We start from the raw sequence: 15863 nt of genomic DNA, 5'->3' as shown, positions 1-15863 counted from the left end.
GAATAGAAATATTTCATTCACCGCTTCGCTATATACATTTTACAATATATAAAAAAGGCAAGAACGAAAGCAAGAAATCATCAAAAATGATACTTACTTTGTCCTTACCTGTTTAAATCAATAAATTAACCAATTTGAATACGTTCTTTCGGATATTGATACTTATCTGGTTCGCGACGACCGCCTATCATGATGATAAAGGTAATCAAGCCTACACGTCCGATAAACATCAGTATCATAATGACCACTTTCGAGACGTCATCTAAGTTGCTCGTAATGCCTAGCGATAAACCACACGTTCCGAACGCTGACATGACTTCGAAGAAAATTTGTAAGAAAGACATCTTACCATTCTCAACCACGAGCATAATAATGACACCTATAAATGTGAGAACGCTGGCCATCGTGAAGACGGCGAAGGAACGTTGAATATCTAGCCCGTGAATTTCACGATTAAATACCTTAATCGCTGTTCGTTCGTTATTATTGTTAAAGTTAAGTAAGAAGAGGAGCAGAATCGCAAACGTTGTCGTACGAATACCCCCTCCTACTGAACTAGGTGATGATCCGATGAACATGAGTAATCCCATAATCAGATTCGTCGCTTGTCCAAATTGACTTACGTCGATAGTCTGTAAACCCGCACTACGTGTAGTAGATGACTGGAACATCGCGTAGAACAGTTCCTTGTGCCAGGACATCCCTTTAAATAGATGATTGTGTTCTAATAACAAGATAATCAAGAAACCGAAGATAAATAATGCGAAATAAGTGACCGTCGTTATTTTAGCAAATAATGAAAAACGGAAATTCGGAATCCGATTCTTGATATACGCTTTCGTTTCCAATAATACCGGAAAGCCAATGGAGCCTAAGACGATTAAAAACATGACAATCGTTTGAACGAAATAGTCATTCGCGTACGGCATTAAGGATTTACCAGTAATATCGAGCCCTCCGTTAGTGGTGGCTGATACTGAAACGAACACGCCCTGCATCAATGCATAATTCAAATCGTGACTGTCTCGATAGAAATAGAACGCGAGTAGTAACGCACCTACGAGTTCGATAATCAGAATCGTTCTCACGATTTCTATAATCAATTTCACTGTACCACTCATATTGTCCTTATTGTTATCTAACATGATGAGCTGGCGTTCACGGATACCAATATGTTTACCGAGGACCACCCAGAGCAGTGTACCGATGGCCATTACACCAATTCCACCGATGTTGAGAATGATAATAATGATAATCTGACCAAAGGTAGAATACGTTGATGCGATATCAATCGGCGATAGGCCTGTCACACTCACTCCTGAGACAGCTACGAACAATGAATCGATAGGATCAACATCTACACCCGGTTTATGCACAAATGGAAGGTTGAGTAATAAGAACGCGACCACAATCGCAAAGAGATAGTACATTACAATACCTTGTTGAGGACTCGATTTTTTTAATAATTGATTGAAAATGGACAACCTTAATTCACCTCAAGATTACTTCAATTTAATTTGAATATCTTTAACCTTTCCATTTCTGTATATTTTAGCTGTTAAAGATTTATGATCATCTTTATGATTGAAGATAATTTGTCTATATCTTAATTTATCTTCTACTTCTTTATCATCTAACTTCACGATAACGTCATTTTTACGCAAACCAGCTTTATCTCCTAGTGAACCATCATTCACATCTTCAACGACAATCCCTTTATCGACATCATTTGGCAGATTAAGCGATGCGCGTTCACCCTCATTTAAATCGCCTAAATTCGTTACTTTAATGCCTGTATTTGGATATTTGACTTCGCCTTTATCTTCTAGCTGCTTAGCGATCGATTGCGCATCATTAACTGGCAATGCAAAGGCCATACCTTCAACTTTATCCATATCAATCTTAAGTGAAGCAATACCGATGAGCTTACCACGACGGTCAACTACAGCGCCGCCTGAGTTACCCGGGTTGATTGGTGCATCCATTTGAATCGCATTCATCAACTCATCGTACTCACCATCTTTATCAATGTCGACAGGTACGTGACGATTGAGTCCAGAAATAATTCCTTTAGAGACGCTGCCTTTGAAATCCACACCTAGAGGATTACCGACTACGATGATAGGTTCGCCGAGCACAAGAATACTAGAGTCGCCCATCTTAATCGGCTTCACATCACTCTGTTGTTTAACATTTGCTTTCACTACTGCGATATCGGACCATTTATCCGTACCTATTACAGTTCCAGTAGTCGAGTCATTGTCACCATATGTAATCTTCTGTTTCTTCTTGTCACCTACCACATGGGCATTTGTCATGACATAAATAGCGTCGTCTACTTTCTTGTAGACGACACCTGAACCTAGTTCGTTATCTTTGCCAGATTCTTGTGTTTCTTTGTCTGCAGAAGAGCGCGACTTATCTGTGTCATTTTCAACTGTAACTACAGAGTGAATCGCTGAATTTGCACTTTTCATCGTCTCTGTGTAGTGTTTATCGTCATCGTTGTTGCTTTGGAAGAGATGATTGGATCCTTTACCATTGTTATTAACGTTATTAAAGATTGCAAATATGAGTATGATTAACAGTAAGACGCCTAGCGCAATGAGCAGTTTTGCCCAATGTTGCGTTAAGAAATTGCGCACTGTTTCTAGAATGTCTCGCTGTTTACCATGTTTGTCAGAAGATGTTGTACTTTGATCTCTACTTGTTGTATTCAAGTGATGCGCTGGTTTCTCCTCATCATCCGAAACATAACGCTCTACTCTAGACTGTTGTGCTTGTTCTGAGTAAAAGTTTGAACCCTCATTAGATGCTTTATCCTCACGTCCATCTCGAAGATGATCTTTCTCAGATACTTTCTTGTGATTTCCCGTTTTATCCTGATGGACAGTCTTTTGAGGACGTTTAGAGGCAGATACATCTTGTTCACTATCACGGCCACGTGCACCTTGCTCTATGTCGTCGTTGTGACTCCCCTTTAGATGTTGTCTCGTTTCTTGCTTATCATTATTTAAAGAGTGCGGTTTCTGAGTTTGATGGTGTGCGTCGGAAGATTCCAACTGCATCGATTCACCCGAATCTTCTCCTAGTTGCGTTTCAGATTCCATATCTTGTGGAACCTTGTCATCATTTGAATTGTTTACCTCAGAGTGTTGTGCATCTACTTCATTCTCTTCGGTTTGTTCAACTTGACGACGATAATCCTCAGCCTCTTCTTGAACTGCGCGTTCATGTTGGTGCTGTATTTCTTCTTGTGTGAGCTTCTCGATGCGTGCTTTACGCATATTGTCTTTCACACGTTCCTCGTTATTCTTCGCCAGTTGCGCTTCTCGTTGTTGTTCCCTTTCCTGTCTTTCTTGTTCTCGTTTCACACGTGCTTCTCGTTCTTCATTGTGGAAAAATTCACGTCGTTTACGCTTATATTTATGGCGTGGAATAACGTGTTTTTCATTCTTGTCCACACACAGCCCCTCCATTCAAATCTGAACATTTGTTTATATTATGACATATTAGAGCGGCAATTGCTTTGTAGTTAGAAGAATTTATTAACATTTCTACAACTCAATTGCTTATCTTAACTGAAAAATATTTTATCTTAATTGTAGGATAAAACCAACAGAATTATCAATTCTTAGTAAGATAAGAAGTGAAGTTATTCTATGAGTTGACTTAAAGTATCTTATTGGTGCCCCATCCCTTATCCTAGCGCGAATCTTCCCTATCTTTCTCACCCCAATCGTTGAGCTTCAATAAAAAACACGCTTTAAATTACAATTTGTAGAAGTAAAATGCAATGTTAAAGCGTGTATATATATGAAAGGGTTATTTACTTTGTTTCTTGTTCATTCTCAATGACGTTAGCCAACCTACAATCACTAGGATAATCATCACAGACCAGAAGATGATTTGCCATAACATACTATGCGGGAATGACTCTGGGAGGACACCTACATCTTTATGTGCGAGGACTAAGACGACAAGCTTAATTCCTACCCAGCCGACGATAGCAAATGCTGCGCCTTCTAATCCTGGATATTTGTTCAAGAGTTCCACAAACCAAGTGGCTGCGAAACGCATTAGAATAACGCCAATCATACCACCGAGGAACATCACGGCAAACTGACCTAAATCCATACCGCCGAAGTGAATTCCTAAAGTAGGTAACGTAAAGGCAATTGCCATCGCTGCAAGCATAGAATCAATCGCAAAGGCAATATCAGCAAACTCTACTTTAAAGACGGTAGACCAGAAATGCCCTTTACTGACTTTCTGTTCTTCTTCTGATTCAGTTGATTCTACGTCATCAGGATTCTGAGGTCCTTCATCTTTATTTTTAAAGAAATGATAGAGATTCTTCGCAGACATGTAGAGCAAGTAGATTGCTCCTGCAGCTTGAATATACCAGAAATTAACGATAATACTAATAAGAAATAAAGCGATAAATCTAAAGATAAAGGCGCCCAACAGGCCATAGAACAATGCTTTCTTGCGCTGTTCTGGTGGAAGATGCTTCACCATTACAGCCATGACAACAGCATTGTCAGCAGCTAATAACCCTTCGAGAAAGACTAATACGACGAGCACCCACAGATAAGGTAATATTAAACTCGGATCCATCAAGGACAACTCCTTCAAATATTATTGAATACAAATAGAGACCTATGCCATCCGTCAATCGAATATATGCCTATTTCACAAAGAAATATTTGCACTTCTAGACATAATTCATGACAGTAGCAAAGGTCTCACTTAGCAGATAATATTTGCCCACTTTACCGGAAGATATAGTCTTCGTAATGACGACAAAGTGACGCTATTCGACAGTGGCTGTGCTTTGTCATATGACAACCACTCTATATCGAATAGTTAAGTTACTCCCCTCTGACTATGTTAGTCATAGGTATGCTATTTGTTAAAGGTAATTATACACAACTCTAATAGTTATAACAAACTATATAATTTAATTTCAGGGAATTTCTCTTCAAACCATCTTGTCGCAAATTCATTTTCAAATAAGAAAACGTATTGGTCATAGCGATCTTTAACTAATATTGAGCGTGAAGTATTCATCTTATCTTTGATATCTTCTTCATTCTCAATCCAACGCGCAATCTTCTGACCTACTGGTTCCATGACCACTTCGACGTTATATTCTGTGTTAAGGCGATGCTCGAACACTTCGAATTGTAGTTGTCCCACAGCACCAAGAATAATTTGATTAGTGTGCAACGTTTTATAGTACTGAATTGCACCCTCTTGCACAAGTTGTTCAATACCCTTGTGGAAGTGTTTCTGTTTCATAACGTTTTTCGGTGACACTTTCATAAAGCGTTCTGGCGTAAATTGAGGTAAGTCTTCAAACTCAAATTTTTGATTTCCACCTACTAAAGTGTCGCCAATTTGGTAGTTACCCGTGTCATAAAGTCCGATGATATCTCCTGAAACCGCATGGTTCACAGTTTCTTTATCGTCGGCCATAAATGATGTTGAACGTGTAATCTTTTGTTTCTTATTCGTACGCTGTAGTTTCACATCCATACCGCGTTCGAAAGCACCACTTACGACACGCATAAACGCAATACGGTCACGATGTTTAGGATCCATGTTAGCTTGAATTTTAAAAATGAATCCTGAGAAATCAGTATCATAAGGGCTCACTTCACTACCATCTTTCGTCTGTCTTGCATTAGGCATTGGTGCGTGATCTACGTACGCATTCAAGAAATTCTCTACACCGAAGTTAGCCAGCGCTGAACCGAAGAATACAGGTGTGAGTTCACCGCCTAACAATGCATCAGTATCGAAGTCTTCGCCTGCTTCATCTACGAGCATTAACTCTTCAATAGCCTGTTCATAAGCAGAATCATTCGCAATCGGATGAGACTCTTCCAATTCGAAATCGTCATTAAGATGAAGTAAATTCTCTTCATCTCTAAATGGTTCAATCGTCTTCTCATTACGATCAATAATACCGAAGAAATTCTGACCCATTCCAATTGGCCAATTCATTGGATACGTTTCAATATTAAGTGTTTCTTCAATTTCATCAAGTAATTCAAACGGTTCTTTCCCTACTCGATCGAGCTTGTTGATAAAGGTGAAGATAGGAATGCCTCTCATCTTACAAACTTTAAACAGTTTAAGTGTTTGAGGCTCAATTCCTTTCGCACAGTCGATAACCATGACTGCACTGTCGACTGCCATCAATGTACGATACGTGTCTTCGGAGAAATCCTCGTGTCCTGGGGTATCAAGAATATTAATCTTATAGTGATCATAATCAAATTGCATCACAGAACTTGTAACAGAGATACCACGTTCTTGTTCCACTTTCATCCAATCACTTGTCGCAAATTTACCCGTCTTCTTACCTTTAACGGTACCTGCTTCTCTAATCGCACCACCGAAAAGCAGTAATTTTTCAGTTAATGTTGTCTTACCAGCATCCGGGTGAGAAATGATGGCAAAGGTTTTTCTAGATTCAACTTCTTCTTTGATAGACATGCTTTAACTCCTTTAATTATTTATTGTAACCATTGAATAATTTGTCTAGCTATATGTTCAGCATCATCGTCATCCATTAAGATAAATAAATGCATCACGAGTTCCGTTTCGACTTCTTGTTCGTCTTGCGTATCAGGAAGTAACATTGACCATTCCAAATCAGGTATGGCTATCAATGTCGCTCGTTCTGACTCATTTTTATAAATATAGACTTTACGTGCTACTTCTGCTAACTGGACCTCTTTAATCTTCAACCGGTCCACCGCCGAATTTCTTATACGCCGCTTCTAAACCGATTAAATCATCACGATGAGGTACTTTAACATGCCCAGGCATGATTTGATAAGGTTCACGTCCTTTAGAAGCAAGCACGACGGTATCACCTGGCTCAGCTACTTCAATAGCGTGACGAATACCTTCAGCACGATCATCAAACTCGACATAGTTATCATGTGTAGCACCTTTAGCAAGCTCAGCAGTCAACATCTTAGGATCGTCATTGGCTGGGTTGTCTGGTGTGAAGATGACGTAATCTGCGCGACATGCAACGGTTCCCATTTCTGGCGTCTTGCCCATGTCTCTTTCTCCAGCCATGCCTACGAGGAAGATCAGTTTCTGTTTAACGAAAGGTTTTACTGCGTCGATCAATTTATTCATTCCGTCAGCTGTATGCGCATAATCGATAATCAAATCAATTGGCAGATCAGGATCGAGCACTTCAAGACGACCTTCAACTGGTTCTAAACGAGGTACTACTCGGCTGAGTTCTTCGAGGCTGATACCTGTACTCCATACAGCGATAATAGCAGCCATAATGTTAGAAATATTAAACTTACCTACATATGGGGATTGAATAGGATATGTACCGAAAGGCGTTGCTAAATCAAATGTGACACCTTGTAACGTTTCTTGAATATTGGTAGCCATAAATTGGGCTTCATTATCTATACCATATGTGAAGGCTTCGAACGGTGTAACCGTCGCCAAGTATTCGGAGAAATCATCATCTTTATTAAGCACTACGAATTTGTCTTTAGAGAGGTCTTGACCAAGTTGACTAAAAAGCAACGACTTCGCGTGCCCGTACGCTTCCATTGAACCATGGAAATCTAAATGATCTTGCGTTAAGTTCGAAAAGATCGCAACATCGAATTCAACGCCACGCAAACGTCCTAAAGCTAGGCCGTGACTTGAGACTTCTAACGTCATTGCTTCGGCATCTTTTTCAACGGCTTCTTGTATCTTTTTAGTTAAAGAAACTGTTTCAGGTGTCGTGTTCTCGCCTTTAGATTTCTCTTCATTAATTTGAAAGCCATTCGTTCCTAAATAGGCACTATTCTTATCCAGCGCTCGGTAAATATTATGAATCATTGTTGCGATAGAGGTCTTACCATTTGTGCCTGTGACACCATACGTCGTTAGGTGTTTACTTGGAAAGTCGAATAACTTATTCGCTAATAAACTCGCTACTCGTAGCGTGTCCGGAACGATGATTTGTGTGACATCACCATTAATATCTTGCTCATGATTCACGACAACAACTTCACATCCTGCATCAGCCACTTGCTGACAGAAACGATGACTATCCACTGTGTAGCCTACTGATGCAACGAAGATACTTCCTGGCTTTGCAGTACGAGAATCTGTCGTAATATCGTTCACTTCTTTATCTAAACTGCCGATAACCTGTTTTACTTTAATTTTTTCGAACAATGCACTCGCCTTCACGATTCTCTCTCCTTATTACGTATAATCTATAGTAAAATGTAAGGCTTAATTGTTTTATGCCAATAAGATATATTATACACTTTTTCACTAGTAATATATATGTATAGATAGGCTAATGTTACTACCAATCTTGCTTTAACTTGTACGTAGTAACAACCTATCATTTTATTCACTACTGACATTAAGATAAGATTAATTTACTTTTAATATTTATATAAATTACATATAAATTAAAGAAAAATGTAAAGATTCATGATATGCTAATGGCATAATCAACCTTATTACTTAATTACATGACTTTACATTCTTATCCATTCCGACTCTAACACGTTAGACCCTCTCGACAATCTATGTCGTGGTCATTATAGTCACTATTGATCAACAGAGATTACTAACGATGTGGATAATATTTATGTCGATTATAGTATGACTGATTCCACACAGGGTTGTAAAATGATATAATGTAATGAACTGTATAATTTGAAGTTTAAAAAAAGAGCTGAATAAGCTTTGACAAATGATGAAACAAATAGAGCATTCACAAGGGTTTGAACTCTTTTATACGCCATGTAAATGCGTTACACTAACTTTGAGTTAAATTTGACTACTGGAGGGTGCCTCGTTATGGTGACTCAAACTAAAAAGATATTGATACTTACTGGTTCTTTTGGTAATGGTCATTTGCAAGTGACACAAAGTATAGTTAATCAGTTTCAGAAGATGGATTTAGATAATCTTGAAATTATCGAGCATGATTTATTTATGGAAGCACATCCGATTGTGACAACAATTTGTAAAAAATGGTATATCAATAGCTTTAAATACTTCCGAAACACTTATAAACAGTTCTATTATAGTCGTCCGGACAAATTAGATAAATGTTTCTATAAATATTATGGTTTAAATAAATTACTCAACTTGCTGATGAGAGAGAAACCTGACCTTATACTACTTACTTTCCCTACACCAGTGATGTCAGTATTAACTGAACAATTTAATATGAATATACCAGTAGCTACCGTAATGACAGATTACCGTCTACATAAGAACTGGATTACACCACATTCTGAGCGCTATTACCTTGCCACTGAAGATACGAAGAAAGAGTTTGAGTCTATTGGCATTCCTAGTGACGCAATTAAAGTAACTGGTATTCCTATTGCTGATAAGTTTGAAGACGATATTGATCAGGCACAATGGTTAGCACACAATCAACTCAATCCTGACAAGCCAACCATTTTAATGTCAGCGGGTGCTTTCGGAGTTTCTAAAGGCTTTGATGAGATGATCACGTCAATACTCGAGCGTAGCCCTCAATCTCAAATCGTGATGATTTGTGGTAAAAGTAAAGAACTCAAACGTTCATTGTCAGCGAAATTTAAGGATTACGACAATGTATTGATACTTGGCTATACCAACTATATGAATGAATGGATGGCTTCTAGTCAGCTCATGATAACGAAACCAGGTGGCATCACAATTTCTGAAGCGTTAACTCGGAAGATTCCGATGGTCTTCTTAAATCCGGTGCCTGGTCAAGAATTAGAGAATGCGATTTATTTTCAGGAGAAAGGATTCGGTCGCATTGCTGACACGCCAGAAGAAGCCATTGATGTCGTTTCTAGTCTAACGAATCACCCAGAAACTTTAGCACACATGACTGAAGCCATGCGTAAAGCGAAAGTTCCTTATTCTACATACAAATTATGTAGAGATTTACTTGATTTATTAAATCAGTCAGCACAATATCAAGAAATGTATGGAAAGGTTCCGTTATATGCAAAGTTCCTCCTTAAATAAGCAAAGCGTCAGTAAAAACTTTATAATCATGTTATTGATACTATTTCTAATGGAGTTTGCGCGAGGTATGTACATTCTCGGCTACCTTTCAATGCTACCTACTGCGACATCTGTAGCCGTTGGAATCACTTCATTAGCTGTATCTGTGCACTTCATTTCAGATGCCGTGACCAACTTCGTTATTGGGTTCATTCTCAAGCGTTTAGGTACCAAAGTCGTCCTTACATTAGGCTTTCTACTCGCCTTTGGAAGTTTGTTCTTAGTCATTTGGTTCCCAACACATCCATTTGTACTTATTCTTAGCGCAATTTTACTTGGCGTAGCTGTGAGCCCTATTTGGGTCATCATGCTCGCTAGCGTAGACGATCGACAACGCGGTAAGCAGATGGGTTACGTTTACTTTGCTTGGTTATTAGGTTTACTCGTCGGTTGGATAGGCATGAATCTCGTCTTTAAATTCAGCCCGACACGTTTTACCTTCCTAATGGCGCTCGTAGTTCTTCTCGCGTGGATTATGTACTACTTTGTGAAAATTCGCCTGACTAACTACAATACAAGACCCGTCAAAGCACAATTGGTTCAAATTGTAGATGTAATGAAACGCCACCTTATATTATTTCCAGGGATATTATTACAGGGTACAGCCATTTCTGCGCTACTCCCTATCCTACCTATATATGCGAAACAAACTGTCGGCGTTTCAACTGTAGAGTACACGTTAACTCTAATCATCGGAGGAATCGGTTGTACGATATCCATGCTCTTTTTATCGAAGATGATAGATAATAATAGTAGACAATTTATGCATAGCGTTGTCTTCGGTGGTTTCGTACTCTACATGATATTAATCTTCTCGCTTACTTTGATTACAAATATTTATATTGTGTGGGGCTTAGCGCTCATCATTGGATTGATGTACGGCGTCCTACTTCCTGCTTGGAATACATTTATGGCTGGCTATATCAATCCTAAAGAGCAAGAAGAAACTTGGGGCGTATTCAATAGTGTGCAAGGTTTCGGAGCGATGCTTGGGCCGCTTCCAGGTGGATTTATTGCCCAGTTCACAGGTAGTGAAATTAATACATTCTATTTCTCAGCGGCAGTTTACCTCTTCTTAGCTTTATTCTACGGTATTTACTTTTTAAGATTACGTAAGCATTAGAAAAAGCGGGTGAAAGAATAGTGTTCCATCACTCTTTCACTCGCTCTTCTTATCTGTATTCACTCTTTACTTTATACTGCTTATTAACCTTCTAATGGGTATGTTTCAACAACTTCCCATTTATCTTCGTCATGATTGTATTTTAATAAAGTAAGCTCATTAATTGTTTCTTTATGATCCACACCAGCTAATTTCATTTGACCGTAAATATCTTCAAATTCTTGGCTTGTTAAGTCTTGTGCGATAGTAAAATGAGGAACAAATGGATGTTCAGCTGTTCCATAGAATTTCTCAGTGTTAAATGAATCAAATAATGATTGTAAAGCATCCGTATTCTCTACTTTAAAGTAGATAACATTTTTAGTTGGCGCAAAGCTTGAAGCTTTCGTCGCTTGAATATCCGCTGCGGGTATACCTTGAATACGTTGTTTAATTTCATCTTTTACAGAATCAAAGTCTTTATCATCAATTTCAAATGCGCTCTTAATTGTTAAATGAGGTTTAATCATTGCATAATGTGAATCATAACGTTTACGGTATGCGTTTACCTCATCTTGGAAGTCTTTTGACGGAATTAATGTTAATCCTAATATCATTGAAATTCCTCCTTTGTTTCTCTTACTTTTCATTATATCAAAATTCTGAAAAAAGCGTTACTTATAACTAATGTATTCCTATCTTAATGATTTAAAATGAAATATCATCAGATAAATAATAAATTAGCAGTTCTTCTAATAAGCCTTGCCATGATTTCCAACGATGCCCACCATCAAATTCCTGATATTGAGTGGTTACATTGTTTTTCACTAACAATTCGTGAAGTTCTCTATTTGGAGTTAAAAAGTCCGCTTCTTCACCAGTAGTTGGTAAGTTGAACTTTTTCTCTTCTAATCCAACAACGTGCCAAATATTGAGAAGTTCTTTAAACTGACAGCGTTCAATTAATTGGTCCATCGGTTGTGCAAATTGTGGACTTAAAACGCCAACTTGACTAAAGATTCTCGGATAAGATAAGGCCGTCATCAAAGCAATACTTCCAGCTAAGCTATCGCCAAACAGTATGCGACTATTACCTACTTTAAAAGTCGAGAACGTTTGATCAATATAAGGTAGAATCTCTTGCGTTACAGCTTTCACAGTTTTTGGTGCTTTACTTCCTTGAGGATGGAATTCTTCACGTCGTTCATCTACCGTTTCATAGTGAAAACCAACGAAAATGGCTTTTTCTACTTTGTCCGCTTGTCGTAATTTTTCATATTTGCGATGTAATTGACCAAAGCTAAAGAAATCACGGCCATCAAAACAAATAATCACTTTATGTTTAAATAATTCAGTATAGTCTTTGGGTAAGTAAATAGATAATTTAATCGAACGTCCAAGTGCTTCACTTGGAAAGTCGATTGTCGTAATCTTACCCGGTTGAAATTCGGTCATTCTTAACACGCTCCCTCATACTCCTATCGCTATTGTACCAAGAGACGTGTGAATTTGAAATATGAACTTTTGTCATTCAAAGCGCCTTACATCTTATCATAATCGTCGATGTTGATGTTCGTTTCTTTACGGATGCGTTCTGGATAGTCTTTTAACCAGAAATCAGCATTAGGTACTTCACGAGGATCAGGACGATAAATTGCGTAACGACCAGAACCTAAGCGTTTCTTCTGCATCTCGTAGTCTTTCAGCGCATTCAATGCTTTACGATGAAGTATCCAAATCGCCACAATATTGAGCCATGCCATCATACCTACCCCTAAGTCACCCATACTCCAAGCGACGTCGGCAGTCTTGACAGCACCATAGATGGTCGCGAGTATTAAAAGTATCCGCGTAATGTTCACCCATAATTTCGTCGTTCGCTCAGAAGCATGTCGTGTTAAGTACGAAATATTGGTCTCTGTCGTATAGTAATATGACAGAATCGTGGTGAAAGCGAAGAAGAATAACGCAATCGCAATGAAGTATGAACCAAAGCCTGAGAATAAAGGATCAAAGTGATAATGACTACCTTGGAAGGCCTTATCAATACCGGCTTGCGCGTACATCGCTGTACCAGAATAATCTTTATCACCATTCGCAGTCTGCACGAATATACCGTGATCTTTAATTAAATGCGGTTTGCCGTGAGCGTCACTTCCTCCATCTGTCACGTTATAAGTGCCTGAAATCAAGATGATGAGTGCCGTTGCGGTACATACAAACAACGTATCTACGTATACTGAGAACGCTTGTACAAGCCCTTGCTTAGCTGGATGAGAAACTTCGGCTGCTGCAGCTGCGTGAGGTCCTGTTCCTTGACCAGCTTCGTTTGAGTACAATCCTCTTTTAACACCGATATCAATCATAGCACCAAAGATACCACCAAATGCTGATTCCATACCAAACGCTGATTTAAATATGAGTGAGAATAATGCAGGAACTTGATCGATATTTATAATAATAATAATGACTGCCATAATAATATAGGCAACTGCCATAAATGGTACACAGGCTGTCGCTACCTTCGCGATAGATTTAATACCGCCAAAGATAATCAAAGCAAGTAGAATCGCTAAGCCTATCGCTGCAAACCAAGGATTCACATTAAAGGCATTTGTCATTGAACTCGCAATCGCATTAGACTGAACGCCAGGCAGTAATAGTCCTACTGAAATAACCGTCACTACCGCAAAGATTAGTCCATATATCTTACCAGTACGACCTTTGATACCGCGCTCAATGTAGAATGCTGGACCTCCTCGGTATTCCCCTTTCGTTTCACGTTTGTATATCTGGCCTAAAGTAGATTCAATAAACGAACTACTCGCACCTAAGAAAGCTGTGACCCACATCCAAAATACTGCTCCAGGTCCACCGATGAAGATGGCAGTAGATACCCCTACGATATTACCTGTCCCTACTCGACCTGCGAGCGATAATGCAATCGCTTGGAAACTCGAAATACCTGTGGGCGATTTCTCCCCTTGAAACATCAACCGAATCATTTCTTTAAAATGACGTATTTGTAAAAATCTTGTGAATAATGAGAATATAATACCGGTTAGTAACAATAGAATCACTAACGGCTTACTCCACACAACATCGTTTAACCATGATACAACATGTTCTAACATATGTACCATCCCCCTTTTTTACTTGTTGCGCAAATGGTTATGTTTTTAAAGATTATACACTTTAAAAAATTACCAATCAACTTTTATTCTTTTTATACTAGATGAAAAACTTCACTAAACGCTGTAGCTATCCCTTTTAACTGAGTATAAAAATTTTCTTAAACCACGAGACAATTGCGAATGAAATTCCACTCAAATCATCGAAAATATGAAGTATCTTGAAAGAAGTTCAAAGGAATTTTCTTTTTATGACTTTTAAAGGAAGAGAAGTGGGAAATAAAGTAAATAGTTGTACCAGTAGATTCAGTAGCGCAAAATTTACATATACTCGCAATTTGTACTTTAGTATCACTGGTGAATAAGCTATACTTAGTAGTATCGTATTCAAAGATTAATAGGAGGAAGCTAGCCAATGTTAAACAAAGTTTGGTTTAGAACAGGGATCGCGCTGATCATCTTGTTCGTCTTAATCAGATTGGTTATGGAAGTACATCAAATATTCACTCCTTTCATAATTATCATCCAAGCCGTCTTACTTCCATTCTTGCTCAGTGGCTTTCTATTCTACATATGTTTGCCATTTCAAAAGTTATTGGAAAAATACAAAGTGCCAAGATGGGGTAGTATTCTTATTATCTTCATCGTCTTGATTGCACTTATCGCATTAGTGATTGGCGTTGTTGGTCCACTTATCGTTGCTCAAGTGGAAAACCTGATCTCACAAATCCCAACACTTCAGCGTGAAGCGCAAGACATCATTCACTTTGCACTTAACCAGAAAGACCGTCTACCTGACGATGTGACAAATCGTATCAATAATGTAGTGAAATCAGCAGGTAATAGCGTTACAGATATCTTATCTAACTCTATCAGCTATATTACGTCATTTATCTCTACATTATTCTTACTCATCATGGTGCCGTTCTTCTTAATCTTTATGTTAAAAGACCATGAGCGTTTCATCCCGTTCATCGCACGTCTATTCAAAGGCGAAAGAAAGGTCTTTGTCGTTAACTTACTTAAAGATTTAGATCATACACTTAAATCTTACATTCAAGGACAAGTATTAGTCAGTATTATTCTCGGTATCATGTTATATATCGGTTATACAATTATCGGTTTACGTTACACACTTTTACTTGTAATGTTCGCCAGTGTGGCACACCTCATCCCATTCCTTGGGCCATGGATGTCATTCATTCCAGCAGCTATCATTGGTATCATCCAAAGTCCAGTCACGTTCATTTGGGTCTGTGTCATCACGTTGATCGCACAACAAGTTGAAAGTAACGTCGTCACTCCAAACGTGATGGGTAAATCATTAAGCATCCATCCACTTACAATCATCGTAGTAATCTTAGCTTCAGGTGAACTTGGTGGATTTGGTCTTATCATCATAGCGGTACCACTTTACGCAGTGATTAAGACTGTTGTTAAAAATGTCTTCAAGTACCGTCAACACATTCTTGAAAAAGCAAATAGTGATGTTAAAGACTAAAGTGAGATACAGTAACGTCACAATCCTTTAACAAGCACAATTAGGGTTCGAAGAG

The 15863-nt window shown here is 38.5% G+C and carries 12 protein-coding genes; 3 read left to right on the top strand and 9 right to left on the bottom strand.

What is annotated here, in order from left to right; all coding sequences use genetic code 11:
* Positions 1–125 precede the first annotated feature (125 nt).
* From CD039_RS02515 to CD039_RS02490, 6 genes are all read right to left on the bottom strand, one after another.
* Positions 126–1484 (bottom strand): TrkH family potassium uptake protein, encoded by a 1359-nt coding sequence (locus CD039_RS02515; protein WP_049406746.1) that lies wholly within the window; start codon positions 1482–1484, stop codon positions 126–128.
* Between the two features lie 18 nt (positions 1485–1502).
* On the bottom strand, positions 1503–3464 hold the full coding sequence (locus CD039_RS02510; protein ID WP_103370991.1) for a S1C family serine protease: 1962 nt from the start codon (positions 3462–3464) through the stop codon (positions 1503–1505).
* A gap of 361 nt (positions 3465–3825) precedes the next feature.
* Positions 3826–4620, bottom strand: coding sequence for a TerC family protein (locus CD039_RS02505; protein ID WP_103370990.1), 795 nt, complete (start codon positions 4618–4620; stop codon positions 3826–3828).
* A 324-nt stretch (positions 4621–4944) separates the two neighbouring features.
* The gene (locus CD039_RS02500) at positions 4945–6507 is read right to left on the bottom strand and encodes a peptide chain release factor 3 (protein ID WP_103370989.1); all 1563 of its coding nucleotides are present in this window, start codon (positions 6505–6507) and stop codon (positions 4945–4947) included.
* A gap of 20 nt (positions 6508–6527) precedes the next feature.
* Positions 6528–6761 (bottom strand): YueH family protein, encoded by a 234-nt coding sequence (locus CD039_RS02495; RefSeq protein WP_167386221.1) that lies wholly within the window; start codon positions 6759–6761, stop codon positions 6528–6530.
* Positions 6751–8235, bottom strand: coding sequence for a UDP-N-acetylmuramoyl-L-alanyl-D-glutamate--L-lysine ligase (locus tag CD039_RS02490; protein ID WP_103370987.1), 1485 nt, complete (start codon positions 8233–8235; stop codon positions 6751–6753). The genes CD039_RS02495 and CD039_RS02490 overlap by 11 nt, the downstream gene beginning before the upstream one ends.
* 624 nt (positions 8236–8859) lie before the next feature.
* Here CD039_RS02490 and CD039_RS02485 point away from each other — a divergent pair.
* On the top strand, positions 8860–10035 hold the full coding sequence (locus CD039_RS02485; RefSeq protein ID WP_103370986.1) for a diglucosyl diacylglycerol synthase: 1176 nt from the start codon (positions 8860–8862) through the stop codon (positions 10033–10035).
* Entirely contained in the window at positions 10013–11197 is a 1185-nt protein-coding gene (gene ltaA / locus CD039_RS02480) for a lipoteichoic acid biosynthesis MFS flippase LtaA (RefSeq protein ID WP_103370985.1), read from the top strand. Before CD039_RS02485 ends, ltaA begins: the two co-directional genes overlap by 23 nt.
* 83 nt (positions 11198–11280) lie before the next feature.
* Here the strand turns inward: ltaA and CD039_RS02475 are convergent, their stop codons facing one another.
* The 3 genes from CD039_RS02475 to CD039_RS02465 form a co-directional block, all read right to left on the bottom strand.
* A complete protein-coding gene (locus CD039_RS02475) occupies positions 11281–11793 on the bottom strand; it encodes a 2'-5' RNA ligase family protein (RefSeq protein WP_002472217.1) in 513 nt (170 codons plus the stop codon).
* Positions 11794–11884: 91 nt separating this feature from the next.
* Entirely contained in the window at positions 11885–12631 is a 747-nt protein-coding gene (locus tag CD039_RS02470) for an esterase family protein (protein WP_103370984.1), read from the bottom strand.
* Positions 12632–12717: 86 nt separating this feature from the next.
* Entirely contained in the window at positions 12718–14310 is a 1593-nt protein-coding gene (locus CD039_RS02465) for an alanine/glycine:cation symporter family protein (protein WP_103370983.1), read from the bottom strand.
* Between the two features lie 412 nt (positions 14311–14722).
* On the opposite strand from CD039_RS02465, the gene cozEa reads away from it, so the two are divergent.
* Entirely contained in the window at positions 14723–15808 is a 1086-nt protein-coding gene (cozEa, locus tag CD039_RS02460; RefSeq protein ID WP_103370982.1) for a lipoteichoic acid biosynthesis protein CozEa, read from the top strand.
* Positions 15809–15863: the final 55 nt, after the last annotated feature.

The sequence above is a fragment of the Staphylococcus argensis genome, assembly GCF_002902305.1.
GTDB lineage: Bacteria > Bacillota > Bacilli > Staphylococcales > Staphylococcaceae > Staphylococcus > Staphylococcus argensis.
This window is presented reverse-complemented; position numbering and strand designations above follow the sequence as displayed.